The organism is Sphingomonas abaci, from assembly GCF_014199625.1.
In the GTDB taxonomy this organism is placed as follows: Bacteria; Pseudomonadota; Alphaproteobacteria; order Sphingomonadales; family Sphingomonadaceae; genus Sphingomonas; species Sphingomonas abaci.
Window position 1 is genome coordinate 22,197 of record NZ_JACHNY010000008.1, and the last position, 24,726, is coordinate 46,922.

The following is a 24,726-nucleotide window of genomic DNA, read 5'->3' on the forward strand; positions in this document are numbered from 1 at the left end:
CTTCGCAGCCCCCCGCCTTGCGGTGTCATTTCGGCCCGAGCCGGACCGCTGCCCTGCCGCACCCACCGGAGACCTGTCCCATGTCCCGCATCCCGTCCGTCCGCGACATCGCGGGCGAGGTCACCGCTACGATCCTGGCCCGGCTCGAGGCCGGCATCTTGCCATGGGCGCGGAGCTGGTCGCTGACCGGCGAGGGCGGACGGCCGCTGCGCCACGAAGGCACACCGTATTCGGGCATCAATACGCTCTGGTTGTGGGCGACTGCCGACATGCGCGGCTATCGCAGCCGCTACTGGATGACCGCGCGCCAGGCCGGGGAATTGGGAGGGTGCATCCGTCCGGGCGCCTGTCCCTCCATGTCGATCTACGCCTCGGTATTCAGGAAGCCCGGCCAACCCATGCTCACCGGCGAGAGCGCGGCGCGCTTCATCCGCTTCCTGCGCAGCTACGCCGTCTACAATGCAGACGAGATCGACGGCCTGCCGGCCTGGTATTATCCGCGTGACGTTCCCCCGACGCCGGCCCTGCTCTCGCAGCGGCAGGACGCGATCGATGCCTTCTTCACCGCGATCCCGGCCAGGGTACGCCACGGCGGGGACGAAGCATATTACTGCCCCGGCACCGACCGCATCCAGCTGCCGCATCCCGGCAGCTTTGCATCGGGCGACGCCTACGCCTCCACCAGGGGCCATGAGACGGCGCATTGGTCGGGCGCTCCGGCGCGGCTCGCGCGCACCTTCGGCAAACGCTTCGGCGACCGTGCGTACGCGATGGAAGAACTCACCGCCGAACTGACCGCGAGCATGATCTGCGCCGACCTCGGCCTGCCGACCTCGCTCCACGACAGCCACGCGAGCTACGTTTCGCACTGGATGACCGTGATGCGCGCCGACACGTCGGCGATCTTCACCGCCGCTGCCAGGGCCGAACAGGCGTTCGCCTATCTGCGCGGCTTTTCGACGCCCGCAGCAGGCGAGCAGAAAGCCCCCGCCGCAGGCGAACCGGAAATACCGGCCGCGATCGCGGCCTGACCCTTTCCACCCCCAACAAGGAGACCCGTCATGGGATGGTTGTTCATGAGCCGCTACGCGATGGGCGGACACGAGACACCCAAGGCCTATCTCGACGCGCAATTCACCTATGAGCGCGAACAGCCCGAGGGCACCGCCACCGGGCTGCGCATCCTCGACAGCGCGATCGTCGGCATGAACACCTATTACGCCGCGGCGCAGGTCATGACCGACGGCAAGGGTAGCGAGATCTTCGCGGTCGTCTGCCTGATACGCTGGAACCCGCGCAACAAGGATGGAGAACATTTCGGGTACAAGGACATGGAGGAATCGATGGGGCCGTGCGAGGACGATTGCCCCGAACGCATCCTGCGCCTGCTGACTTCGAGCGATAATGAAAACGCGCTCCAGTGGCGACGCCGCTGCCTTGCCAATCTGCGCCTGCGCGCCCGCAAGCTGACCGAGGGCATGCGCATCCGCCTCGCCGTACCGCTTACCTTTACCGATGGCCATCACGGCACCGACTTCACCGTGGTGAAGCACAGGCGCGGGATCGCCTTTCGTCCGGTCGAGGGCTTCGGCCTCTACCACATCCGAGGGGTCCGCACGCTGGCATGGCAGGCGTTGCCGCAAACCCGCGTTCACAAGACGCTGTTCGCGTGAGCGCGCCGTCATGCGACACCTGCACCGAAATCACGAGGTCCGCCATGTCCGAAGCCCTGTCCCCGCTACGCCGCCTGCTGTGCTGCCGTTCCAACGCGGTCCGCGTCGCAGTGCGCCTGACCGAGGCCGGCGAGCACGTCGCCGTCGTCGCCACGTCCGACCCGTTGCAACCCTGGCGGGTCATCGACGTCGCCCATCCCGGCATTGAGCCGCGAAAGCTCGACCGATGCGCCTGACCCTCTTTGGTGCGCTGGCGCTCGCCACCGCCTGTTCGGCAGCCGCCCCGAACGATGCCGCATCGCCTGCCTCTACCATCGCGGCACGCGGCCGCGCGCTCGATGGCGACACCGTCACGATCGATATCCGCCTGTCGGGCGCCGATGCCTTTGAGAGCCGGCAATGGTGCCAAGGCAACACGGGTTGCTGGCAATGCGGCAAGGCAGCGCAGGACCGTGCCGCCCGGATGCTCAAGGGGGGCGAGGCCACGATCCGGCTGACCGGGAGCGCCAGCTACGGTCGCCCGGTCGGCACGGTTACGGTCGATGGCCGCGACCTTGGCGAGACGATGATCGCCGCGGGCCTTGCCCTGCCGGTGACCGGGTATCTCAGGGCCGATCCCGCACGCGCGGCCCGCTACGTCGCCGCCTATGACCGCGCGGTCGCGGCTCGTATCGGCGCGCACGAGGGCAGCTTCATCGAGCCGGCTCGCTGGCGGCGCGGCGAGCGCCTGTCATGCGAGCCACGCGGATCCTCGCGGTAACCGCGAACACCGCGATTACGGCGAACATCGCGATTACCGCGATTACCGGGTCATGGGAGCGGAGGGGGGGGGAGACGGGCGTATCCGATCAAGGGAGCCGACCGCCATGACCCTCTTCGCTTCATCCCCACGTCCCGACCACAGCCCATGGGGACCGTTGCAGACCGCCGACCAGCGCCTTCCCGGCATCTGGCATGTCACCACCGCCAGCCATGGCGGTTTCCTGCTTTCCGACGAGCGCCAATCGGCGATGCCCGCGCTTTTACGGCGTGACGATGCCGCATATGAGGAGGATGTCGACTGGACCCGCGTGATGCTCGCCTTCGAGCCTGAATGGCGCGCTACCCGCGATCCGCTGCGTGATCTCGAACTGCCGCTCGCCCACGACATCGCGCGTAACTGGCTGCCTGACGCCTATGGTGCCTTCACCGGCAAGGCGGTGACCCCGCGCGACAGCAATGTCTCGCGCCGGCGCGCCGCGTATCAAGCCGTCATCGGGGGTTATGTCTCGACCGCCGCCTATGGCGATTGGGCCGACTGGGTGCCTACGGGCAAGGTCGGGGTGGTGTTCCGCCAGCTTGCCGGCGTCGATGCGCTGGGGTTCGCCAACTATACCGGCGAGGTACGCTACGGCCTGGTCGACAAGGCCCGCTATGCCGAGCGCACCGAGGTCGAAACCTTCGAGAGCCTCGGCGCGGTCCAGGTCGAGAGCATGGCTCCCATCACCAAGCAGGTCGCCGCGCTCGCCTGAACGCGTGTCGCCTTGCGCGCGAGCGGACAGTGCCGTCGCGCTTTACCCTGACTGAAAGGATTCCGACGATGAGCGTCTATCTCCACCTCTTCCACGGTCGCGATGCCCTCGAGCAGGACCTCGACACCTGGGGCCGCGAAGGCCCCACCATCGGCCCCCTCAGCTACGTCCACACCACCTATGGTAGTGACGTGAAGCTGCGCGGCGCGCGCGAGGTCATGGAAAAGCATTTTCCCGATGCCCAAATCCATTTCCACGACGGGTATGGTGAGCACGCCATCCAGCTCGACGGCGACTGCCTGCCGCATGGCGGTACACTTTATGGTGACTGGAGCATCTGCGGCGCCGAGCCGCTGCGCGCGCGCGGTACGCCATGCGTGACGCCGGTCTGCGACAAATGCGGCAGCGATGACCTGGTGAAGGATGCCGCCGCGGTGTGGGACCGCGAGACGCAGGCCTGGTCGCTTGCCTCGACCTATGATGCCACCACCTGCCAAGTCTGTCTGCGCCAGGGCGACGACATGGAAAAGTGGGTGCCGGCCGCCTGAGCACGCGAGACTTTGCGCATTCCCGACCGTTCACCCATATGATAGAAAGATCGACGACGATGGCGACCATGTTCAACAGCATCCGCGCTTCACGCGACCTCGAAACCGCCGGTGCGGCCAAGCCGCTCGCCGACGCCATTGCGACCATTCTTGGCGACACCATGGTCACCTCGCGCGAGGATCTGGTCACCAAGGATTATCTCAAGGCCGAGATCGCCACGGTGCATACCGAGATGGCCAAGGTGCGGACCGAGATCGCGTCGGCCAAGAACGATACGATCCGTTGGCTCATCGGCAGCCAGGTCGTACTGATCGCGGCACTTGGCGGCATGATGAGCCTGATGCGCGCCTTCGGCTGACGCCGAACGGCAGGGCGACCGGAGGGGAGAGGGGACGGGAGGGCGAGCGCGATGGTCGCGCTTCCGACCCGGAGACGCCCCCCATGTTCGACGTCGCATTCCGCCACCAGCAGGCGCTCGATCCCAGCGCGCTGACCACCATCCCGACCACGATCCACGCGATCGAAAAGGCGATCGAGGACTGCCGGCATGCCGGGCTCGATGCGAACAGCGATCCCGCGATCGTGCTGCTCGCCCGCCATCTCGCCGCCATCTGCGCCGCCCGCCCCGACGACACCGTGCTGCGCGGCACCTGCGCCGACCGCGTGGCGGCACTGCGACGCTTCCCCCCGCTGCTGTCGCTCGCGATCCGCGGCGTTGCCTATGATGCGGTCGCCAAGGAGCGTTTCCATATCGATGGCCGAAAGGCGCTGCGCCGGCTTGCCGCCGCGCTCGACGTCGCGCCCGATGCCTTCGATATCCATTCGCTGCCCGGCGAGGTCTCGATGGCGGGTGAGATCGTGCTGCGCACGTCCGATCTTCATCTCGAACTGACGATCGGGCGGCTGCGCGAAGGTCGCGAACTGCTCTACCGCCGTGCCGGCGTGACGCGCGATCCGGCGGGTCCGCCCAACCATTATGCCGCGATGCGCGAACTCATCGACCCCGAACGGCTTGCGCGCCGCATCCGCCGCGACCTCGAGCTGACGGCGCCTGTGGCGCTGCCGGCACTGATGACCGCCTGACGGGAGAGCGCCCATGGACATCGATCCCGCCATCGCCGCCGCGCGTGCCGAGGTCGCGCGGCTGACCCGCTACCTCGAGCGACGCAAGGACTTCCTCGACGCGCTCGACTGGCACGCGCTCCCGGACGAGATCGCCCGCCAGTCCGCGATGCTCGACGATCTGCTCGCCGGCGATCTTGCCGATGCCGTCCTTTACCGCGACTGGCTGGAGAAACGCGCGGCCGATGGTCATCACCTCGCCACCGGCATCCTACGCTTTGAGCCAAGGCCGCGTCCGTGGCACCCTGAATGGAACACGCTTGCAGCCTGACCAGGAGGTTATCACCATGAGCCGCCACCAGTTCCCCGGCCTCGATGGCGCGTCCACCGTCTTCATCGGATGGGACAGGCCGATGCAGACCTTCTTCGTACAGGTGCTGCGTCCGCATCCCCACCTCGCCGGCGAGGAAGAGACCGTGGCATGGCACGGCACCGCGATCGGCGAGCTTGCCAACGCCCGCGAGGCGGTGACGATCGCGTCGCGCTGGGCCAGCCTTCCATCCGACCTTGCCATCCGTCTCGAAACCGACCGGCTGAAGACGCTCGGGCAATCGGATGGCGAAGCGCAGCTTGCTGCCAGGCGGTTCATTACCCGCTGATCCAGCCTGCCCCGGGGTAGCGAAGGGGAGGGGGAAGGGATGGTCGATCCGGTACTGGATCGACGGAGAACCCCCCCCATGTCCTACACGATCGACCTTGGTGCCGGTCCGGCCGAAGAAGATTGCGCGCAACTCGGCCGGTCGCCCGACTTCGACACGCTGAATGCGCTCGAGATCGAGGCGTATCGCTGCGCGCTGATCGCGCGCCACGGCGCGCCGCCCGCAGGGTGCCGCTTCAGGACCATCGCCAACCACCACGACTTCGGCTGCTACCGCACGCTTGGGTTGCGCATCACCGATGAGGATGACGCCGCGGTGTCAGCCTATGCCGAAGCCGTTGAGGATGGGCTTGCCACCTGGATCGAGGCGGGTTTCCGCGCGCCGGTCAGCTACGCCGGACCTGTGCCGGTCGTCGATCATATCGACACCGCTGCCATCGTCATCGGCGCGCTGATGACGACGCGTCCTGCCTGCGACGGCACTTTCCCGGTAGCCGACTTCGCCGTCCTTCATGCCAACCTTGCCGCCGCCTTCCCCGCCGAGGCCGCGACTGCCCGCGCACGGCTCGCCGCATCCGCCTGAACGGCAGACTTACGGCGCATGGCGCCGATCCATCCGAAATGGAGAAATCCCCATGGCCAACAGCTACACCAAGGCCGCGTTCGCGCTCACCGTCACTGCCGGGGAGGCGAACATGCTGCGGCTCGCCGAGCGCGCGGTCGACATCCTCGACACCAATGGCGCCGACGAGGATCTCGCGCTCGGCTACGACAGTCTCGGCACCGCCTTCCATGCGCTGTTCCCGCCGAAAGGAACGAGCATGTTCGAGAGCTTCCTCGACCTGTTCGACGATTGGAGCTTCCCTTACCTGGACTGCCGGATCGACCTGTCCGAACCCGACGCGAACGGCCTGGTGCAGGCGCTGTTCTCCGGTGACCAGTTCGGTGTCGAGCCGGTCGCCAAACTGATCCGCATCGCCTGTCCCTCCGCGCTGCCGTGCGGCTTTGCGTGGTCGAGCGACTGCGACCGGCTTCATCCTGGCGAGTTCGGAGGCGGGTGCGTCGTCATCACCGCTGACGGTATCGACTGGCACAGCACGACCGGGATTCTCGAGCACGCGCTGCTGCGTGCCGAAAACCGCCACGACGGCATCGACGGCCATGTCCTCGCGGTGCGCAGTCCCGAGGGCGAGATCGCATTCTGGAACCGGACGGACGGTCTGGTCGGGCTTGACCGCGCCACGGTGTGCCGGGGCGACGAGGCGGCTGAGGTCGATCTGTCGGCGTTCGACGCGGCACAATGGATGGCGCTGCCCGCGCCCTTCCACGGATGAGCGCCGCAGCGCAGCCGGTAGAACCACCGTTCGACCCGGCCGATCCTGCGTGCTGGCTCGAACGCGGCCGCACGCCTGCCCATGCCGATGCCATCGCGCGCGCGTGGCGCGACTTCCCCGATCTGCCGGCACAGGCGCCGGTGGAAGCGCGCATGGCGCGCGGCCGCGAGAGGATCGCCGCGATGCGCGTCGTCAACGACGCGATCGCGGCCGAAACCAGGGCACAGCGCGAGGCGACCAACTTCGCCTTCACGCAGGCCCAGGTCGAGCAGGGACGCGGTGACGATCGCGACATCGCACTCCTGCAGGGGCGCGACGACTATGGCTATGTCTGGGATTGTGCGTGCCGCTATGCCGATGGCTGGTATGCCGCACACGCGGGCTGGCCGCATCATTACCCGGACGGCATCCCCTCGGACGTACCGCTCGGCGAACGCCGTGCCGCCTATGACCGGGGCTTCACCGATGGCGGCGGGGACCGCACCGACCTGTTCGATGCCGCGAGGCGCGCCTTCACCGCCGACCTGCGCCGCCACAATCTGCCGCCCGCGCCGATCGCGACGGTGACCGGCAGGCCGCTTCCAGGAAGCTGGCCCAAGCCGAGCGACGAGCCGCGACCCGCGCGCTGGTCGCGCCGTCTCGTGGTCCTGTCGGCCAACGATATCGGCGGTGATCCGGCATGGGACTTTCTCGACCTGATCCACGCCCATCCCGGCTCCGAGGCCGCGACGATCGTGGTGCTTACCGAGGGCGGGTTCGTCGCGGCGGATCGCCTCGATAGCGGCGTGCACATCCATGCCGATCGCGAACACCTGCACCGGCAGCTCACCGGGCTTGTCGGCGAGCGTGACTATGACGACGTGCTGGTGACGCTACAGGGCCATGACCTCGACCTGCTCGACGGAATCGCCGGCGCGCTGCCGCTGACGCGCACGATGGAACGCACCCGCAACACGCGGCTCCAGCAGCGCAGCCACCTGCGCATCTGGCTGGCTCGCGGGCGCTGCGACCACGAAACGATGGCAGCGGGGCATATCCGCTGGGGCAAGGCGATTACCGGGCTGACCGGGCGGCTTGGCGAGTTCACCGCGCGCCATGTCGGTCCCGCACCGCACAAGGGGCATCTGATCCGCGTCACGACCGGCGACCTGACCGCGACCGGCTACGCCGCACCCGACGGGACACCGCTTGCACCCGAGATCACCGTGTCGAGCAAGGCAAAGCTTCGCCCGGCTATCGCCTCGACGTTGCGCACCTTCGCCGCGGCGACGCCGCTGATGGCGCAGGCGGTGCGCCGGGCCGCTTAATAGCCGGCCCGCCGGCAGGCAGCGGCGAGCTGCGCGACCCTGGGGTTCCGGGCGCCCAGATCGGCGCGTGCCATCGGCAACGAGCGCGTGCAGATCGTGCGTTCGTCATCATATTTCGCGCTGCGCTGCATCTCCCTTGCATGCGCCGACCTCGAGTTCGCCCGCCGTTCCTCGGATTGGGTGACCGCGTCCTGCGAGAGCGTGCCGGTCAGCCCGCCCATGTCAAATACCTGCGCCGCGGCCGGTGTCGCCGCCATCGCGCCGATAACGCTCAGAATTGCCAGTTTCATGCTCGGTCTCCCGTTCTGGTCGACCGGCTTCCTACCAGATTGCGCGGTCCGGGTCGAACGAGGCCCGGACGAGGCTCGCAAGTGCCGCGCCGCTGGCTCGTGTTTCCCAAGCTGAAAGGATCCCCATGGCTGACATCACCGACCTGCCCGTCATGACCCGCGACGATGCCGTCTCGATCGGTTTCGCGGGGTTCAACGACGTGCCCCACAAGCCCGTCGAGATACCCGACGGCGCGTTCACGATCACGGCGAAGACGAGCGAGGGACGCCGCATCACCTTCTCGTTCATGGGCAAGGGCTATGATGGCCCGGCGCGCTTCGTCGACATCCAGTTCCACGATCGCGGCACCGTCATCCCAAACGCCGATAACGGGGTATCACCCACCTTCAACGCCTTCGCGATCACGCGCGGCGGACGGCACATCATCGACAGCCGGCCGCTTGACGAAGACGAAAAGCCCTCGATCGTCGTCGTCCTGATGGACAAGGCGGGAGACGAGCCGTCGCGTCCGAACCGAACGAGCGCTCCCAACAAGGACCGTGTCCTTGCCGACCTGCTGGACCGCGCAGCGACCGTCATCTCCGATCCCCATGACAACATACTCGCCGACCACAGTGATCTGGTCGACACGCTGACCGCCGAGGCCGCACGGCGCCGTCGATGACCGGCCTCCCCTTCTGCACGGGGAGCGGAGGGGGAGGGCAGGGGAGAGCGGATGGAATCGACCGTGCGCTCGAACCCGAAAGCACCGTCCCATGCGCAGCATCCTCGCTTTCTACGAAATCGACCGCGAGTACGGAGGTCCAGAAGAGGGGGGCTGGTGGTACGACAGCGGCACCTTCGTCCGTGCCATCGCCCTCCACTTCGACGATGCCGCCGCGATCGCCGCGCAGCAGCGCGCCAACCGGCTTCTCGAACGCCTCCAGCGGCATCGCCCCACCATCGATTCCTGCCTCTATGCGGGCGGTCGATACCGGGCTTTGACCTTCACCGGCCTGCCGCCGGAGCGCTTCCCGGCCGAGCGCCCACGCTACGCCTGAGCCCGGCCACGGTCATTCACCACAGTCACGAAAGGATCGGTCATGCACCGCGTCCATTATTTCGCCACCAGCGCCGACGCATTCGATGCCTGCTTCGAGACACATCCGGGACTTGCCGAAGGCGATGTCATCGTCGCGCTCGCCGAAGGTGTCGTCGGCCTCGCCTCGGTCTATCCGATCGCGGTGACGCGCCAAGGCGGTGCGCTGCACCACATGCCGGCAATGACGCGCGAGGTGCTGCTCGGCGAGATCGTCCACGATGCCGCGCAAATAACCAACGCCGTCGAAACCGCGCTCGTGCACCGTCTGCCCGTCGAACCTCATTACCTCCCGTTCGCCAGCAGGCGGCATATCCTGCGCGCCGGCGAGGCCGCCGTCGCCTTGCGGCCCGATGACATCCTCGCGGTCGCCGACGCGATCGACCACCGCCTGCGCGCGCTGCGGACACGCCTCGATGGGGCCGTACCCGACAGCTCGCAGGCGCTGTTCCTCGAACGCGGCATCGCGCAGCTCGCCGAGGCTCGCGACCGCCTGGCGGCTTATGCCCGCGATCCGCGCTGACCGCTCGACCAGGGAGCCCGCCATGCTCGATACGCTCGACCCCACCGCGACCCGAACGGGCGAACCGCCGCGCACCGCGACGCGCGTGCCGATCGGCCGTCACGCGACCGGCACGCTCGATCTCGATCTCGACCGGCTGCTTGCCGGGCGGATGTTGCTCCAGGGCGGTTCGGGCGCCGGCAAGAGCCGCACCATGCGGCGCATCGTCGAGGAAGCGTTCGATTACGTCCAGACGATCATCGTCGATCCCGAAGGCGAGTTCGGCAACCTCGCCGCGCACATCGGTGCGACGACCCTGAAAGCGGTCGAGATCGCATCGGACGGTCTGACCGCCGCGGCACTGCGCGCCCGACGTCACCGGATCGCGCTCCACCTCGACCTTACCGACCTCGATCCCGAACAGCGCATCGTCAAGGCTTCGGCCTTCTTCGCCGGACTGATCGGGGCGCCACGCGAGGACTGGACGCATACCGTGCTGGTCGCGATCGACGAGGGGCATCTGCTTGCCCCGCATATCGCGGGCTCGGCGCGCGATGCCGAAACCCGCCGCCTCGGCGTTGCGACCCTCACCGATCTGTGCGCGCGAGGCCGCAAGCGGGGTATCGCGCCGGTGATCGCCACCCAGCGGCTCGCCAAACTGTCGGCCTCGGTCATCTCCGAGCTTCAAAACTTCCTGATCGGCATCAACGTCTTCGACCGCGATATCGCGCGCGCGGCCGACATCCTCGGCTTCGGCGCGCGCGAGGCAGACCGTCTGCGGCTGCTCGAACCAGGTGAGTTCTACGCCTTCGGCCCGGCGCTCACCGCCACGCCGACGCTCGCCCGGATCGATCCGACCATCACCAGCCATCTGGGGCAAACACCCGCCCTGCACGGTGCGGCCGACATCGAAGCGGCCGAGGCGGAACGGCTGCTCGACCTCGATGCCTTGCGCGAAGCACCGGCTCGCCGCGATACCGCGCTCGCCATTCGCGGCACCCGCGCGCTCGATACCTTCCTGCTTGACGATGCCGCGCCGGTCGCGGCCGCGATCTGTCTTGCGCTGCGCCGGATCGCGCCCAACGCGACGACCGCGACCGAGCTTGCCCGCCACCTCGCGCTGGACGCCGAGGCCGTGGATGCCGCGCTCGACCTTCTGGCACTTCTCTCCGCGATCGACACCATGCCGCGCGGCACCGACCGCATGGCGAGGCTTCATGCGCGGCTGCGCGCCCGCCTCGGCGACGTGCCCGTGGTCGGTCTGTCATGACCCGCATCGCCGCCTTTCCCGACGACGCGGAGGCCCACGCTCCCGTCATCGTCGAACTGGTCGCCTGCCCGGCGCCGGTGATACCGGCCGAGGGGACTGCCCTTGCCGAGGTGCCGTTCAGCCAGCACGCCTGGCTCCCGGGCGAGATCGACACGCTGCGCCATCTGTTCGCCGGGGATGCCACTATCCCCGATATCGCCGCTGCAACCAGGCGATCGATATGGGCGGTACGTGAGCGCCTGGCAGTGCTCGGGCTTCGCCGCGCCAGCAGCCGGCCTTGGGGCGAAATGGAGGACGATGAACTGGTCCGGCGCTACGGGCAGGATGCGACCGCGGACATCGCCTCGGACTTCGGGCGAAGCTGCGGGGCGGTCTATGCCCGTGCCGGATCGCTTGGCCTGACCGAGAGCCATCCGCCACCATGGACACCATGGGAAGATGCCCAACTGCGCACCGGGTATCTCGCCGGCGTCGCGCTGGTCGCGATCGGGGAGATCATCGGGCGTTCGACCGGCGCGGTGTCCGCGCGTGCCGGCGCGCTCGGCTGCAAGCATCCCGCGCGCAGTGCGCCGTGGCCGAGCGATGAACTCGCCCATGCCGTCACCCTGATCGTGGCGGGACACCGCTACGAGGCGGTGCGGGGAATGCTCACCGCCGAAGGCTATGCCGAACGATCACTATCCGCGATCAAGCAGCTTGCGGGTCGCCTCGGGATCGGGCGGGGCTGGGGCCGGAACTGGACCCGTGAGGAGGACGATCTGCTGCGCGAGGCGTACAGGGATGCGGCAAGCCTCCCGGCCGTCGCCGCTCGCCTCGGTCGCCCCCCCGGATCGGTGCGCTGGCGTGCCGGTCACCTCGGCCTGCGCGGCACCCATGCGAAGGCTGACGGCTTTCGCGCCGGCCCGGTATGGACCAAGACCGATATCGCCACCCTGCGCGCGCTCTACGGGACGATGCCGATGGATGCGCTCGCGCACCGGATGGGACGGACCAGGGCCGCGCTGTTCACCCGCGCCAACCTCCTTGGACTGGTACACGGTTACCACCGTGCCTTCACGCCTGACGAGCGGGCCGCGGTGCGCATCGCCCATGCCAATGGCATTGCGCTCGCCGACCTCGCGACTGCGCTCGGGCGCAAGGCGGCGACGCTCAGCAAATATACCGGGAGCCACGGGCTGTCGTTCGGTCGGCGGGAACGGCTTGTACCTCCGCCGACGCTTGCGACCATCCTCGCCCTTGGAGCATCGGGCGATCAGGACCCTGGCTCTTGACGCGTGCCGAACTGCATTGCCGCCAGATGTAGCTCCTCGCGCCACTTCTCCTCGTAACCTTCGCTCAGATCCTGTCCCGAAAGCCGTTCGAGGTTCCTCGTGACCTTCGCCGGATCGAAGGTTTCTCCGGTACGGTCGGCGAACACCATCCGCATCGTCTGAAGATGCTGTAGCTGCGCGGCGGTCCGCAACGCGGCGCGTATCGCTTCCTCGCCTGAATCCCGATCCGGCCCGAGCATAGCGTTCAGCCGGCCATAGTCCGACAACGTGAGCGGTTCGGGCATCGGCACCATGTCAAACTCCTTCGGGTTCATCACGACAGCATCAACGATCACGCGCCGTCATCGGTGCACGAGGCAGCAAAGGGGAGCGGGATGGGGAAGGGCGGGCCGAGAGCCCGCCAGAACGGAGCATTCCCATGATCCCAGCCACCATCGCGACCGCGGTCGCCCCCGAGACGATCGCCAAGGTCACGCGCCTGTTCAACAACACCGCGTATGACGTGATCTGCGAGCTGCTCCAGAACGCGCGGCGTGCCGGCGCAAGTGTCGTGGCCATTGCGCTCAACAGTGCCGGCAGCGAGCACTTCCTGCACGTCACCGATGACGGTCACGGCATTGCCGATCCCGCCAGCATCGTGACGCTCGGCCGTTCGGGCTGGTCCGATGAGACTCGCCGCGCCGAAGATCCCGCCGGCATGGGCGTCTTCAGCCTCGCCGGGCGCGATGTCATCATCCGCTCCTTTTCCAAGCCCGACCGGCAAGGCTGGATGGCGCATATTCCGGCCTCCGCCTGGGAAACGAGCCGCCCGATCGCGATCTCGTCCGATCCGATCGCGCGCGGCACCGCCATCACCGTCCGCGTTCCCGACGAATGGCTGAAAACCCTCGAACGCGATGTCGAGAAGGCCGCCAAACACTATCCGGTGCCGGTCACCTGGAACGGCAATGACCTGGTGCAAGAGGACTGGCTGAAGGACGCCAATCATATCGAGGAATGGCAAGGCGTTCGCATCGGCGTGTTCCAGAAACACCCGTCGCATTATTCCTCGCGCGACGGCCGCCTCAATTTCCACGGCCTGACCATCCCATGCGACCTGCCCTACGTCCAGGAGGTCGATCGGGGCGGCCACTGGATCGCGCGGGTCGACATCTTCGACGCCCCGCAGATCCAGCTCGTGCTCCCGGCGCGCAAGGAAGTCGTCGAGAACGACGGCATCGCCCGCCTGCGCGATGCGGTCCGCGTCGCGATCTACCGCGCGATCGAGGCCGCGGGCACGCACCGGCTGTCGGCGCATGACTGGCGCGAGGCGTGCTCGCTCGGCATCGTGCTCCCCGAGGCCGCGGCCTATCTGCTGTCCTGGACGCCGAACGCGGCAGATTCCTCGCGCAACTACGAGAGCGGCCAGCATATCACCGATCCCGGCATGGTGCTGATGCCGGACTTCGACGCCTTGGTCGGCCAGCCCGCCAACGCAGCGATCGCGAAGCACAACCCGTTCGGCGGACCACTGGTCGAAGCGCAGGACGCGTTTCAGGGCTATGGCTGGTACGACATCCTCGCTCAGGTCGAGGATCTGCGCTTCCGCGTGACGCAAGGCGACCGCACCTTCGTCGTCTCCGATACCCAAGAGGCGCCCGCCGAGGCGGAGAGCGGATGGGTTGAGGCGATCACGCTGGAAGCGACGATGCGCCACGCCGGCGCGTTCATCGAGGTGTCGACCGAGGCCGACGTCGCCTTCGCACCCGATCAATGGTCGTGCAACTCGGTCGATGAGACGTCGGTGTTCGTCTTGCGCGGCAGCGACCAGACCGCACTCGGCGTCGTCGACCTCCTCGAAAGCGCGATTTTCTACGCAAGTGACGATAGCGACGCCGATAGCTACAGCACCCAGCTCGAACGCTTCCAGGCCGATGCCGCCGAGCGCATCATCGGCATGCTCGAAGGTGACGACGCCGCGCTGAAGAACCGGGTCCGTGACCTTCTGGCGAGCCACTATTTCGTGGTTCCCGAGGATCGCAGCGTGTCGATCGTGATGACGCGTCGCGGCGTCGAGATCACCGTGTCACCCATCGCCGCGCCCGAGGCCGCGTGACATGGCCCGTTACAACCACGCCTATACGCTCGCGTTCAGCCTGGTCTCGAACGACGACAAGGGGCATGACGTCGATGCCCGCCAGCTGCGCGCCGCGCTGCTGGCGCGCATCATCGATCTCGACAACGAAGGCACCTGGATCGAGGCGACCGGCGCGCCCTTCGACAGCTATCTCGAACCGGAGGAGCCGTCATGATCCTCCCAACAGCCCCGTCGACCGTCCTCCCGCCGCCCCCGGTGGTTCTCGCCTATGGCGTCGGCGTCGACAGCACCGCGCTCCTGATCGAGAAGCACGCCCGCGGCGAAGCGCCCGGCCTCGTGCTCACCGCCGATACCGGCGTCGAGAAGCCGGCGACCTATGAGTATCTCGACGTGATCCGGCCCTGGATGCGCGATCGCGGCATCCGGTTCGAGCTGGTCAGCTATGTGCCCAGGCGCTTCAAGCACTGGCCGCCCTATTTCGGCCTCCTCGAAATGTGCCTGACCAACGCCACGCTGCCGTCCAAGTCGCTTGGCGGCTCGTCGTGCAGCCTCAAATACAAGAAGGCACCACAGGACAGGTTCCTCAGCCTCTGGCAGCCGGCGATCGATGCGTGGGGCAGGGGTCAGCGGGTGACGCGGCTGATCGGTTACGACGCCGGCCCGCGCGACACCGCGCGCGCCAATCACGCCATGAGCATCGACGATCCGCTCTACCATTGCGAATATCCGCTTCGCGAATGGCGCTGGGACCGGCCCGCCTGCGTTACCCGGATCGAGGCCGAAGGCCTCCCCGTACCGCCCAAGTCGGCGTGCTGGATCTGTATCGCCAACCACCCGGACGAGATCCGCGGCCTGCCGCAATGGTGTCTGCGCCTGATCGTCCTGGTCGAGGCGCGCGCTGCGCCACGACTCCATACGGTCGAGGGACTGTGGCGACGCGGCACCCGTGCGCGGCCCGGATCGATGACCGCGTTCATCCGCGCCGAGCATCTCCTCCCCGGTGACGAGATCGACCGCATCATGCGCGACGCGCCGCTCGACCTGATCCGGTTCCAGGACGTCGCCGCTGTGATCCCGGTGACCGAACGGCCGACCATGGCAAGCTGGCTCGACCGCTTTCACGCGGCTTTCCCCGACCGCCGCCCGCGCGATGTGATCTCGCTCGCCGCCTGACCAACACGATCCATCATCGTATCGAACAAGGGAGCATCATCATGATCGCTGTCACCGACGAGACGCGCACCGAGATCATCGGCCGCCTCAACGACCGCTGCCGCCAGGGGCTCGACCGCACCGCCCGCATCGTTGTCACCCGGACCTGTCTCGCCACGCTGGCAGGCGACACGCTCGCCTCGCGGGCAATCGCCCAGGCCCACCTCATGCAGGCGCTACGCCGCTGCACCTTCGATCCGCGCGATACCGAACGCAACCGCGGCAGTTTCACGGTGCGCGACACCGAGGTGTTCTTCGCGATCGACTATTACGATGCCGCGCTCGAATATGGTTCGGAAGATCCCGCCGACGCCGGCGTCACCACCCGCGTCCTCACGCTCATGCTGCGCGAGGATCTGTGATAACCGCCCGCTCACAGCGCTGGCGTGACCGCCGCGCCTCGTTCGTCTCCGACGACACCGTTATCGACCCGCGCCGCTACGCCGTCGATGTCATCGACCATGCGACCGCGCGTGCCTTCATCGCCGACCACCATTATCTGCCCCGCTATCCCGCCGCTCAGCTCGCGGTTGGCCTGTTCGGACCCGGTGCGGGTGAGCGCGCATCGCTGGTCGGGGCTATCGTCTTCGGCGTTCCCGCGACAGGGGCGGTCATCACCCGCCACACCGGCTTCGCCGATCCGGCGCGCGGCTGCGTTCTGCAACGCCTGCTCTGCCTGCCAAGCGTCGCGGCCAACGGGGAAAGTTACTTCGCCTCACGCGCCTTCCGGCTGTTGCGGCAGGCTCGATCCCGCATCGAGGCCGTGGTCAGCTTCTCCGATCCGGGCTTTGGTCACTGCGGCTGTGTCTATGCCGCACTGTCAGGCGCCTATCGTGGTCGGACGCGCGCCCGCAACGTCCTTCGCATCGCCGGCGAGACGATCTCCGAGCGCACGCTGTCGAAGATCCGCAACCTCGAAACCGGCCATGCCGGTGCGATCGACCAGTTGGTCCGCCTCGGCGCCCGCCGGCCCGCGACCGGCGAGCATCCCCGCGCCTGGCTCGATACGCTCAAGGCAAACGGGGTGCTTGCGGCACAGCGCCAAAGCCCGCTGTTCACCTATTGCTTCGAACTTACCCGCCGCGCGCGCACGGCCGGGCAAAGCCTGCCACGGCTCGCCTACCCACGCCGCAGCGACGCCATCGCCCAATATCTTTTAGCGCCGCATCAATCACATCGCTGACCGGGGAGTTATATCACTATGACCCTTTCCACCGTCCCCTATGCCCTCGCCGTCGATGACGATCCCCTGATCCTCATGGATGCCCGCTCCATTCTCGAAGATGCCGGCTATCGCTGCCACGAAGCCGACGACGGCGATGGAGCCATCGATCTGCTTGGCCAGAAGGCCGAACAGATCATGCTCCTCTTCTCCGATGTCGAGATGCCCGGCAGCCTCGACGGCTTCGAGCTTGCCCGGAAGGTTTTCGCCACCTGGCCGTGGATTGATATCGTCATCGCCAGCGGCCGCATCACCCCCGAGCCTGGCGACATGCCCGAGAACGCCACCTTCATCTCCAAGCCGTTCACCGCCCGGCTCGTGCACGACCATCTCCGCCAGACCCTGCCCGACGGCAAGAAGCCCGAACCGCTCAAGGAAAAATCCTGAGCCGCCTTGGCGGCTGTATCAAAACGAAACGGGGCGGCACCCTTGCAGAGATGCCGCCCCGTTCCCGAAGGATCCTCCATCCGGACGGATCAACCACTCGAACGCCACAGCGCCCGTTCCGGTCCCGATCACTCTTATACGATCGCTTCCTGATTTTCCATGAACGAACCCGCTACCCAAGGATTACGCCATGACCGACACCGCTTTTTCCGCCCGCCGGGGTCGCCTAGCCTCGTTCGAGAACGCCTATGCCGTCGCCGTTCAGCGTCGCGAAGACACCGGCGCCGACCAATATGTCATCGCCACCGGCAATCCCGTCCAGCCCTTCCGCGTCTCCCGGCACGAACCAGCCCCGACCGACACCGTCTATGCGATGGTCGCCTGAACATTCGTCGGGCAACCTCGCTGCCGGAATCATGATCTTCGCCGATGCGGCCTCACATCGTCGCCATGAACAACCCGGCCGCCGGCCTATTCTCAAAATGTTCGATCTGAGCGTGCAACGATCCGCACCGTTCGCGTTATGAGACACTTACCCAAACCAGGGAGTATCATGATGCGATTTAGGTCAGGATTGTTGATCGCGTTTCTGGTCAGCAGCGCCGCGATGCCGGCCAATGCTCAAAGCCTGCTCGGCAAGCTTCGGGACGCCGTCAAGGCACCATAAAGTCAGAGCGACGACGACTATGATCCGGTTCGTGCCGACCGGGAGCGTCGCGAGCGCCAGGACGCCCAGTATGAGGCCGACATGCAGCGTCGTCGCGCCAACCCTTGCGTACCGGGCAACATGGCTGCCGATGACACCCGCGAGCTATGTCTCCGCCGCGAGCGCGCCAATGCAGAAACCGACCGCGCCAGCGCGGAATCCGACCGTATCTATCGCGCCAACATGGCCAAGCGTGATCGCGAAGCGGCGGCAGAGCGCGCACGGTACAAACGGCGCAAATAGAACCCGTCGTCATGTGATGACCGTTCGGGTCAGGCCGGTTTCCATGCCTGTATCAAAGGCTGGAAAACCGCCCTGACCCGCATCGGTCGCATCCTCATGTCAGGAGCCGGCATCGGGATCGGTCACAGCCAGACGCTGTTCACCCGATGATCCCGCGCGGTGCGATCCGTACACCCCATGATATCCGCCGCGTTCGGCTCCTCCAGCGCATCCTCATGCGCCCAATGGATCTGCGGCACGCCCGCCTCCCTCAGCGTCACCGACGCCCGGCCACGCGCATATAGCAGCCCCTTGAGCCACCCCAGCATCTCCACCGCCGCCTCGATCGACGTGTCGCTCAGCAGATACCACAACCGCATCTGGAACGGGTTCGCATCGGTGATGATCGCATCCAGCGCCGCATAACCCTCGCCACGCTTCACCCCGCGCGCCACATCACCCTGAAGCGCCTCGAACGCCTCCAGCAACTCGCCCGCCGACAACCACGCAAGGTCGATCTCGACCCCGACCGCCGCACCCGCCAGCACCCGGCGTTCAGGCGCAAGCTCCACGTCGTTCATCACATCGACCAGCGCCAGGTCATAGTCATGCCGCTTGATCGTATCTGTCCAGTGCATCGCCCTCACTCCCTTGCCCGAATATCCTTCAAGGACAACACCTTGAATGAGGCTGCCGTTGCCAGCAAACAAGTCGATGAAAACTTCTCCCCGGCGTCGCGCAGCCGCGCGCGCGCCGGGATCCGCGCAAGCTATCGCGAGGGGACGCCACGGCTCATGAACTGGAACAAGGGCGGCGACAGCCGCGACGAACGCCTCGCTGCCATCGACACCCGCGCGATCCTCGCCGCCGTCGGCGACCTCGAAGACCTTCGTGACCACCTCGCCGACGGTGACGATGACGAGCCGCCCGAAATGCGAACCGACATCCTCAACCTCCACCGCCTCGCCATGGCCGCCGCAAACGGCGCGAGCGACAACGCCGAACTCTTCGACCTCGCCATCGATCTCGCCGATCGCCTCGACGACATGGCCGATATCGTCGATCGGCTCTCCCGAACCGTCAACGCCATCGCCACCCTCGCGCCTGACGACTGAAGCCGCCGCCTACGACCCGAGGTGCGCCTTTGCCGCCGCGATCCCCAGCTTGCGCCCGCGACGCGGCCTCTCCGCCGATCCCTCCGGCCCGCCATCCGACACCTCTGCCGTCCCGACCGCTTCCGCTTCGGCCTGGCGCGGCTTGCGACCCAGCCCGATCTTCTTCGCCATGTCCCGGCGCGCCTCGCTATAATCCGGCGCCACCATCGGATAATCCGCCTTCAGCCCGTACCGCTGGCGATACTGCTCCGGCGTCAGACCATGACCCTTCAAATGACGACGCAGCGTCTTGTACGGCTTCCCGTCGATCATGCTGATGATCGCATCGCTCCGCGCCAGCGACTTGCGCACCGACACCGCCGGCGCATACGCCTGCGGCGCTTCTGTCGCATCGCCCGTTCCCGTCACGCTCCCCGATGCCTCCAGCGCGCTCACCGCCTCGTGCATCCGCTGCAGAAACACCGGCACATCCTCGCTCGACACCCGCGTGTTCGGGTTCGACAACCACGCAATCGTCAATTCCGTCGCCAGCTCGACCGGATCATTCTGCGCAACCATCGACATCTTCTCACCGCTATCGTTCATAAAGCCACCTGCCTTCCCCCGTTGTATGATCGAACGAGAACAGATGTTCCATCGGATTGGACCGGCACTCCCCGACAATCCGTCCCTTGAACCCATGACGTCCATGCTCGAGATCAACAAGATCCCCGCAGATCGGGCAACTCGCCTCATACCCATACAACCGGAACAACGGGCGACCGTCACTCCTTGCCCGGGTATGAATTACGCCAAACTTCCCGTCCCCCCTCACATACGGCCATTCCACTCGCCATGCCTGGTTCACCGGCAGGCTCAACCTGTGGAACACCACCCACACCAGATTGGCGAATATGGCCATTGACAGCACCACCAACCACGCGTTCGCCGTGAACAACCCATGGTAAAACCCATAGAGCGACAGGAAGAACGGCACCGTTACCAACAACGTCGGGTAAACACCCGGGGCCGACCACCGGCTACGCGACGGCAACCGACCGTAAATTAGCCGACCCAGCCACGTCATCTCGACCGGCCTCTCCGTATACACGATCCCACTGGCATCGGGTGCCGGTTCAGGCGGCACCTCGAACGACAGCCATAGCGCTGAGCGCCCGCTATGATGCACCTGCATCACCTGGTCCGCCCCATGCTGCTCCCGCAATCGGCCCGAAATCACCCGTAGCCGCTTCGCCAGATCCGTCATCGACCGAAACTCGGGCACGCCCGGCAACCGGCGGACCTCGTTCCACGAATACGTCCGACCGAAATCCTCCAGCAGATCGTTGAGCACCGCGCCCGCCGCGGCCTCGATCGCCACCACCGCCCTGCTCGACTGGTGATCCCGTACCCATGCCTCGATCGCTGACCGGGTCGCCTCGGACGGCTCGCGCGATGGCGCAACCAGCGCCGCTACGACGCTTCCCGGCTCCTGCATTCTCTCGTTGCAACTGTCGTCAATAGACACGGACCCACCCCCCGGCGCGGCTTCGATGGACCATCAAGCCCTATCGGAACCTGCAATGAAAGCCCTCCCGCAGCGCCAGCTCGCCATCCCCTTCGTGCTCGATCGACACCACCGCCATCACGACGTCGATACCCTCAACCTCCGCGACATCCACGCCTTGCCCGATGGCCGACACGCCTTCCGATGCGCAGCCTGCCTCGAACCCGTCGGCGTGCGCGCCGGCGTCATCCGCCAACCCTTCTTCGCCCACTTCCCCGATGACGACGCCACACCACCCTGCCCCTGGCGGACGAATATCACACCCGCCGCCTTCCACGGCCGCAACCCCACCGGAGACGACGGCAAATGGCACATCGATGCCCAATGCCAGATCATGACCATCCTCGAAGCCATGGGCTGCCACCCCGCTCGCAACGCTTCGGCTCATACACCATCGGGCCTCCGTAAACCCGACATCGCCGTCACCATCGATCGCCAGTTGGTCCACTTCGAGGTCCAGGCCTCTCCCACCAGCGCCTGGTGCGCGGAACGGCGGATCGACCGCGACCATGACCACCGCGCCGTCACGATCTGGATCGTCAGCGCCGATGCCTTCGACACCGCCGTCGATGCCGGTACGCTACCGACATGGGTCGACACCCTCGCCGCCATGGGCAACGGGCAGATCTGGCTCTGGAATGACGACTGCTACAACAAATCACGCAACGCCGGTCGGCTCAACATGCTCCGATCCACCATCGACAAACCCGGGACAATCGAACCCGCGTCGTTCCCGGATGATCTGCCGCGCCTCTTGCCCGTCGCCGTCCGACGATCGCACGCAGGTCGAACCCGCCTGCAATATCCCAACTGTGTCCCGATCGACGATCGCGGTCGCGATAACCTCTCCCATCTCCGTAGAATGCTTGCCGACGAGCTGAAGATAATCGCCGATCGGCTCGGCCAGTCATTCCGATTCAACTATGCGATAGCCTGCATCAACACCCCCGTCCCCTCCTACCGTATCGCCGACGGTGAACGTCATGATGATCTCCGGCGATGGTTCGACCGGCAACCGCGACTTCACCTCGCCACCATCAATGAACCGACAGCCTCGGGGCCACCCCGCCCGATGGGCGGGGCCGGGCTCTAGTCGGCTAAAGCCGACCGGAGCCACGCTGAAGCGCGTCTCCGCCCCTTGCGGGGTCACGATCCCTTGTCCGGGGTTTCCGCCCCCTACGGGCCTCCTGCGCGCCTCCACGGGCATGATGACGCACCAGCCTCTTCCACCCTGAACGTCACACCCAGATCCACGCGCATCGCCAGCAGCCTGCGGCTGTGGAATCATGCGCTGGCGCGCATGATGATTGTTCGTGGGGCCAATGATCTCATCGCACCCTTCGCCGCCTCTCAGTGTCTCCGCGTTGCAGACCCGCCCGCCGGGGTCGGCGTCGCGATGGTATTGCCAGCAAGGCTGGCAATGCTTTTGTTTGTTTGAAGACGCCTCAACAAGAATACCGGACCGCTGATGGATTGTCCGCGATGCGGACAATGCTTTTTGCTGATTGGTCCTACGGTTTCCACCGCTAAAGCGGCGGAGCCTCCGTCATTCATGTTGACCCCGCCGACCGTGCCTGCGCCTTGAGCCCCTGCGAGGACGGCTCCGGGTGCGATGAGATCACAGGCCGGGGCTACGCCCCCCGAACATCGTTCCTGTTCATCTGAATTGCTCGCTACCGCGATCAATGCTTCTTTGTTTGTTTGTTTACGCTTGCTGGACGCAAGCTCTTTAGATGCTCGGACTCACCGTGTACGATAACTTGGTGTCAAGAAATCAATGCGCTTCAATACTTGGGGGGGAGGGGGTAAAAGAAAGATGTCGGGAGGGGAAAGGCCCCAAGCCCTGGCAAAGAGGGGGAACGGCCCCCACGGAGTAAGTCACATGAACATCGGTTCCTTCAAGAGCACCAACGGCCAGCTTCTCGGTTCGATCGCCACCGCGCACATCGACCTTCCCCGCCTTGGCCTTCGCCCGGTCGAGAGCGACAGCGACAAGGCACCCGCGTTCGAAATCATGGCGCTGAACGTCGCGCGCCGCTGGGTGCAGATCGGCGCTTTGTGGGAGCAGACCAGCAATTCGAGCGGCGAGGTTTTCTATCAGGGACGTTTCGACGACCCCAGCCTCACCGCCCCGGTTCAAGTCATGCTTTTCCGCACCGACGACGAAACCGAAACCTACAACGTCGTATGGAACCGCCCGCTGCCCCGCCGCGAGAACCTCAACGGCAGCCGTCAGGGACGCGGACGCCGCACCATCGATGACGGTTTCGGCACCGGCAACGCCGACGCCAACGGCCAGATGGTCGAGGAAGGCGCAACCGACGCCGACGCCATCCCGCCGATGACGCCGACCCGCCGCCGCAAGAGCGAGACGACCGCCGACGAGACGGTCGCCGCCTAAGACCACCGAACGGACGGGGGGAAGCGACTGAAACGCTCCCCCCGGTCCTAAGACGCCAACCCTGCCAGAGAGTATGAACCAATGACCAAGCAAACGCCCTCCCGCCGCTATACCAGCCTTTCGCAGCTTGGCGAAGCCATGGGATCGACCCCGGGGGAAATCGCCGCGCAGGACCGCGCCGACGCCATCCGCGAGGAAATCGCCAACGACACCACCAGCGACAGTTTCAACGCCGCGTTCGGCGACGTCGGCGCATGGTCGATCATGGGTCCGGGCGAGATCGCCCAGCAACTCGACATGCCCGAACCCGCCGAAGCGCAATTCGATTGCCGCGCGATCATGGCGACCCTGTTCGACCTCTTTGCCGATACCCGGCTTGAGACGAGCGCCCAAGCCATCGCATGGGGTTTCGTCAATTCGTTCCACTACGAGGCGCAGAAACTGGCGCGCGAGGAAGACACGCTGGCCCGCGACTTGGGCGAGATGGCCCGCCGCCCCGATCCGTCAGAGATTTACGCCGTCGAACTGGAGGAAATGCAGCTACGCACCCAAACCAAGATGGAGCAGCGCGCCGCCATCGAATGTATGCGCGCCTATGCCGCCGATTGCTACCATGCCCACACCGGGCAACCGTGGAGCAGCGCGCGCGGCTCCGTCGTTTCCAGCGCCACCACCGCCAGCCAGATCGACAGCCTCGACTTTCTCAAGGCGCGCGCCGAGGCGATCCGCGAAAAGCGCAACCCGACCGGCCCCATCGTCGTCTTTTCGGGCGGTCAGGAATGGCACGACTTCCAGATGCTTTACGACCGCCTAGACGCGATCAAGGCGCGCGTTCCCCACATGACGCTTTGCACGTCCGGCCAGCGCAAGGGATGCGACCTTATCGCCGCCTCTTGGGCCGCGAGCCGCAAGGTTCCGCTAGTCGCCTTCGCGCCCAACGTCCGCCGCTACGCGGCAGCCGCAGGCTTTCGCCGCAACGACCAGCTTGTCGCCCTCGCGCCGGTCGAAGCCATCGTGTGTCAGGGAACCGGCATCCAGTCGGGCTTGCTGGACGAACTGAAAAAGGCAGGCGTTCCGACCCAAGCCTATCGCATTTCCGATCAGGGACCGGCCCCCGCCGCAACCAAGCGCGCGGCTTGGGGTTGACCCTCTAGGGACGGCGCACCCCCCCCTGCGTCGTCCCGCCCACCCGTTCCCTTGGCAGGGATGACTAGGCCAGCCCCGGACGCTCCCGCCGGGGCTGGCCGCTTGTCGCCACCGGCGCTTTGTGGGGGGAACCCTACAGGTTCCCCCCACGCCAGGCGAGCGGACGCGCGGCCGCCCTGGCGCGGC

The 24,726-nt window shown here is 66.5% G+C and carries 35 protein-coding genes; 30 read left to right on the forward strand and 5 right to left on the reverse strand.

From position 1 onward, the window contains the following. Window positions 1–80: 80 nt before the first annotated feature. The 13 genes from GGQ96_RS16300 to GGQ96_RS16360 all read left to right on the forward strand — a co-directional run bounded on the left by GGQ96_RS16300 (window position 81) and on the right by GGQ96_RS16360 (window position 8,094). On the forward strand, window positions 81–1,031 hold the full coding sequence (locus GGQ96_RS16300; protein ID WP_018250458.1) for an ArdC family protein: 951 nt from the start codon (window positions 81–83) through the stop codon (window positions 1,029–1,031). A gap of 30 nt (window positions 1,032–1,061) precedes the next feature. Beyond that, entirely contained in the window at window positions 1,062–1,673 is a 612-nt protein-coding gene (locus GGQ96_RS16305; protein ID WP_020493463.1) for a DUF6927 domain-containing protein, read from the forward strand. 44 nt (window positions 1,674–1,717) lie between these two features. Then, window positions 1,718–1,909 (forward strand): hypothetical protein, encoded by a 192-nt coding sequence (locus GGQ96_RS16310; protein ID WP_018250456.1) that lies wholly within the window; start codon window positions 1,718–1,720, stop codon window positions 1,907–1,909. Beyond that, complete coding sequence (locus tag GGQ96_RS16315) at window positions 1,900–2,433, forward strand: thermonuclease family protein (RefSeq protein ID WP_018250455.1); 534 nt, start codon at window positions 1,900–1,902, stop codon at window positions 2,431–2,433. The genes GGQ96_RS16310 and GGQ96_RS16315 overlap by 10 nt, the downstream gene beginning before the upstream one ends. Window positions 2,434–2,539: 106 nt before the next feature. After that, a complete protein-coding gene (locus GGQ96_RS16320; RefSeq protein WP_051076120.1) occupies window positions 2,540–3,184 on the forward strand; it encodes a DUF7007 domain-containing protein in 645 nt (214 codons plus the stop codon). A gap of 68 nt (window positions 3,185–3,252) precedes the next feature. Further along, a complete protein-coding gene (locus tag GGQ96_RS16325; protein ID WP_018250453.1) occupies window positions 3,253–3,732 on the forward strand; it encodes a hypothetical protein in 480 nt (159 codons plus the stop codon). Window positions 3,733–3,791: 59 nt separating this feature from the next. Beyond that, complete coding sequence (locus GGQ96_RS16330; protein ID WP_018250452.1) at window positions 3,792–4,091, forward strand: CCDC90 family protein; 300 nt, start codon at window positions 3,792–3,794, stop codon at window positions 4,089–4,091. Between the two features lie 83 nt (window positions 4,092–4,174). Next, entirely contained in the window at window positions 4,175–4,816 is a 642-nt protein-coding gene (locus tag GGQ96_RS16335; RefSeq protein WP_018250451.1) for a hypothetical protein, read from the forward strand. Between the two features lie 13 nt (window positions 4,817–4,829). Then, window positions 4,830–5,126, forward strand: coding sequence for a hypothetical protein (locus GGQ96_RS16340; RefSeq protein WP_018250450.1), 297 nt, complete (start codon window positions 4,830–4,832; stop codon window positions 5,124–5,126). Between the two features lie 16 nt (window positions 5,127–5,142). After that, complete coding sequence (locus tag GGQ96_RS16345; RefSeq protein ID WP_018250449.1) at window positions 5,143–5,454, forward strand: hypothetical protein; 312 nt, start codon at window positions 5,143–5,145, stop codon at window positions 5,452–5,454. Between the two features lie 78 nt (window positions 5,455–5,532). Then, complete coding sequence (locus GGQ96_RS16350; RefSeq protein WP_018250448.1) at window positions 5,533–6,036, forward strand: hypothetical protein; 504 nt, start codon at window positions 5,533–5,535, stop codon at window positions 6,034–6,036. A 52-nt stretch (window positions 6,037–6,088) separates the two neighbouring features. Beyond that, window positions 6,089–6,787: a hypothetical protein gene (locus tag GGQ96_RS16355; RefSeq protein WP_018250447.1), complete on the forward strand. Its 699-nt coding sequence runs from the start codon at window positions 6,089–6,091 to the stop codon at window positions 6,785–6,787. Further along, on the forward strand, window positions 6,784–8,094 hold the full coding sequence (locus GGQ96_RS16360) for a hypothetical protein (protein ID WP_097352037.1): 1,311 nt from the start codon (window positions 6,784–6,786) through the stop codon (window positions 8,092–8,094). Before GGQ96_RS16355 ends, GGQ96_RS16360 begins: the two co-directional genes overlap by 4 nt. Here GGQ96_RS16360 and GGQ96_RS16365 read toward each other — a convergent pair. Beyond that, complete coding sequence (locus GGQ96_RS16365) at window positions 8,091–8,384, reverse strand: hypothetical protein (RefSeq protein WP_097352038.1); 294 nt, start codon at window positions 8,382–8,384, stop codon at window positions 8,091–8,093. The genes GGQ96_RS16360 and GGQ96_RS16365 overlap by 4 nt on opposite strands. Before the next feature lie 125 nt (window positions 8,385–8,509). On the opposite strand from GGQ96_RS16365, the gene GGQ96_RS16370 reads away from it, so the two are divergent. The 5 genes from GGQ96_RS16370 to GGQ96_RS16390 all read left to right on the forward strand — a co-directional run bounded on the left by GGQ96_RS16370 (window position 8,510) and on the right by GGQ96_RS16390 (window position 12,506). Next, complete coding sequence (locus tag GGQ96_RS16370) at window positions 8,510–9,049, forward strand: hypothetical protein (RefSeq protein ID WP_018250444.1); 540 nt, start codon at window positions 8,510–8,512, stop codon at window positions 9,047–9,049. A 91-nt stretch (window positions 9,050–9,140) separates the two neighbouring features. After that, window positions 9,141–9,425: a hypothetical protein gene (locus GGQ96_RS16375; protein WP_018250443.1), complete on the forward strand. Its 285-nt coding sequence runs from the start codon at window positions 9,141–9,143 to the stop codon at window positions 9,423–9,425. 42 nt (window positions 9,426–9,467) lie between these two features. Further along, window positions 9,468–9,986, forward strand: a complete 519-nt coding sequence (locus GGQ96_RS16380; RefSeq protein ID WP_018250442.1) for a hypothetical protein — start codon at window positions 9,468–9,470, stop codon at window positions 9,984–9,986. A gap of 22 nt (window positions 9,987–10,008) precedes the next feature. Next, a complete protein-coding gene (locus GGQ96_RS16385) occupies window positions 10,009–11,235 on the forward strand; it encodes a helicase HerA domain-containing protein (protein WP_018250441.1) in 1,227 nt (408 codons plus the stop codon). Further along, the gene (locus GGQ96_RS16390) at window positions 11,232–12,506 is read left to right on the forward strand and encodes a hypothetical protein (protein WP_018250440.1); all 1,275 of its coding nucleotides are present in this window, start codon (window positions 11,232–11,234) and stop codon (window positions 12,504–12,506) included. Before GGQ96_RS16385 ends, GGQ96_RS16390 begins: the two co-directional genes overlap by 4 nt. On the opposite strand, the gene GGQ96_RS16395 is transcribed toward GGQ96_RS16390, so the two are convergent. After that, entirely contained in the window at window positions 12,488–12,841 is a 354-nt protein-coding gene (locus GGQ96_RS16395; RefSeq protein ID WP_097352039.1) for a hypothetical protein, read from the reverse strand. The two genes, GGQ96_RS16390 and GGQ96_RS16395, sit on opposite strands and share 19 nt — an antisense overlap. An 83-nt stretch (window positions 12,842–12,924) precedes the next feature. Here GGQ96_RS16395 and GGQ96_RS16400 point away from each other — a divergent pair, with 83 nt between their 5' ends. The 8 genes from GGQ96_RS16400 (at window position 12,925) to GGQ96_RS16435 (ending at window position 18,353) form a co-directional block, all read left to right on the forward strand. Further along, entirely contained in the window at window positions 12,925–14,601 is a 1,677-nt protein-coding gene (locus GGQ96_RS16400; protein ID WP_018250438.1) for an ATP-binding protein, read from the forward strand. Between the two features lies 1 nt (window position 14,602). Then, the gene (locus tag GGQ96_RS16405) at window positions 14,603–14,797 is read left to right on the forward strand and encodes a hypothetical protein (RefSeq protein WP_018250437.1); all 195 of its coding nucleotides are present in this window, start codon (window positions 14,603–14,605) and stop codon (window positions 14,795–14,797) included. Beyond that, window positions 14,794–15,756: a hypothetical protein gene (locus GGQ96_RS16410; RefSeq protein ID WP_026189049.1), complete on the forward strand. Its 963-nt coding sequence runs from the start codon at window positions 14,794–14,796 to the stop codon at window positions 15,754–15,756. The genes GGQ96_RS16405 and GGQ96_RS16410 overlap by 4 nt, the downstream gene beginning before the upstream one ends. 41 nt (window positions 15,757–15,797) lie before the next feature. Continuing rightward, a complete protein-coding gene (locus GGQ96_RS16415; RefSeq protein ID WP_018250435.1) occupies window positions 15,798–16,157 on the forward strand; it encodes a DUF3768 domain-containing protein in 360 nt (119 codons plus the stop codon). Continuing rightward, entirely contained in the window at window positions 16,154–16,978 is an 825-nt protein-coding gene (locus GGQ96_RS16420; protein ID WP_018250434.1) for a Mom family adenine methylcarbamoylation protein, read from the forward strand. Before GGQ96_RS16415 ends, GGQ96_RS16420 begins: the two co-directional genes overlap by 4 nt. 18 nt (window positions 16,979–16,996) lie before the next feature. After that, window positions 16,997–17,404: a response regulator gene (locus GGQ96_RS16425; protein ID WP_018250433.1), complete on the forward strand. Its 408-nt coding sequence runs from the start codon at window positions 16,997–16,999 to the stop codon at window positions 17,402–17,404. A 190-nt stretch (window positions 17,405–17,594) separates the two neighbouring features. Next, window positions 17,595–17,789 (forward strand): hypothetical protein, encoded by a 195-nt coding sequence (locus GGQ96_RS16430; RefSeq protein WP_018250432.1) that lies wholly within the window; start codon window positions 17,595–17,597, stop codon window positions 17,787–17,789. A 363-nt stretch (window positions 17,790–18,152) separates the two neighbouring features. Beyond that, a complete protein-coding gene (locus GGQ96_RS16435; protein ID WP_097352040.1) occupies window positions 18,153–18,353 on the forward strand; it encodes a hypothetical protein in 201 nt (66 codons plus the stop codon). Between the two features lie 122 nt (window positions 18,354–18,475). Here the strand turns inward: GGQ96_RS16435 and GGQ96_RS16440 are convergent, their stop codons facing one another. Then, entirely contained in the window at window positions 18,476–18,970 is a 495-nt protein-coding gene (locus GGQ96_RS16440) for a hypothetical protein (protein WP_018250429.1), read from the reverse strand. A gap of 42 nt (window positions 18,971–19,012) precedes the next feature. Between GGQ96_RS16440 and GGQ96_RS16445 the strand changes: the two genes are divergently transcribed. Next, window positions 19,013–19,447, forward strand: a complete 435-nt coding sequence (locus GGQ96_RS16445; RefSeq protein WP_018250428.1) for a hypothetical protein — start codon at window positions 19,013–19,015, stop codon at window positions 19,445–19,447. Between the two features lie 9 nt (window positions 19,448–19,456). Here the strand turns inward: GGQ96_RS16445 and GGQ96_RS16450 are convergent, their stop codons facing one another. After that, window positions 19,457–20,032 carry a Ros/MucR family transcriptional regulator gene (locus GGQ96_RS16450; protein ID WP_018250427.1) on the reverse strand — a complete coding sequence of 192 codons (576 nt, stop codon included), beginning with the start codon at window positions 20,030–20,032 and terminating at the stop codon, window positions 19,457–19,459. After that, entirely contained in the window at window positions 20,022–20,954 is a 933-nt protein-coding gene (locus tag GGQ96_RS16455; RefSeq protein ID WP_145957898.1) for a hypothetical protein, read from the reverse strand. Before GGQ96_RS16455 ends, GGQ96_RS16450 begins: the two co-directional genes overlap by 11 nt. Before the next feature lie 55 nt (window positions 20,955–21,009). On the opposite strand from GGQ96_RS16455, the gene GGQ96_RS16460 reads away from it, so the two are divergent. From GGQ96_RS16460 to GGQ96_RS16470, 3 genes are all read left to right on the forward strand, one after another. After that, window positions 21,010–22,086, forward strand: a complete 1,077-nt coding sequence (locus tag GGQ96_RS16460) for a competence protein CoiA family protein (protein WP_184116615.1) — start codon at window positions 21,010–21,012, stop codon at window positions 22,084–22,086. Between the two features lie 789 nt (window positions 22,087–22,875). Continuing rightward, a complete protein-coding gene (locus GGQ96_RS16465) occupies window positions 22,876–23,394 on the forward strand; it encodes a DUF736 domain-containing protein (RefSeq protein ID WP_018250423.1) in 519 nt (172 codons plus the stop codon). An 81-nt stretch (window positions 23,395–23,475) separates the two neighbouring features. After that, window positions 23,476–24,540 (forward strand): DUF2493 domain-containing protein, encoded by a 1,065-nt coding sequence (locus GGQ96_RS16470; RefSeq protein ID WP_018250422.1) that lies wholly within the window; start codon window positions 23,476–23,478, stop codon window positions 24,538–24,540. Window positions 24,541–24,726 lie beyond the last annotated feature (186 nt).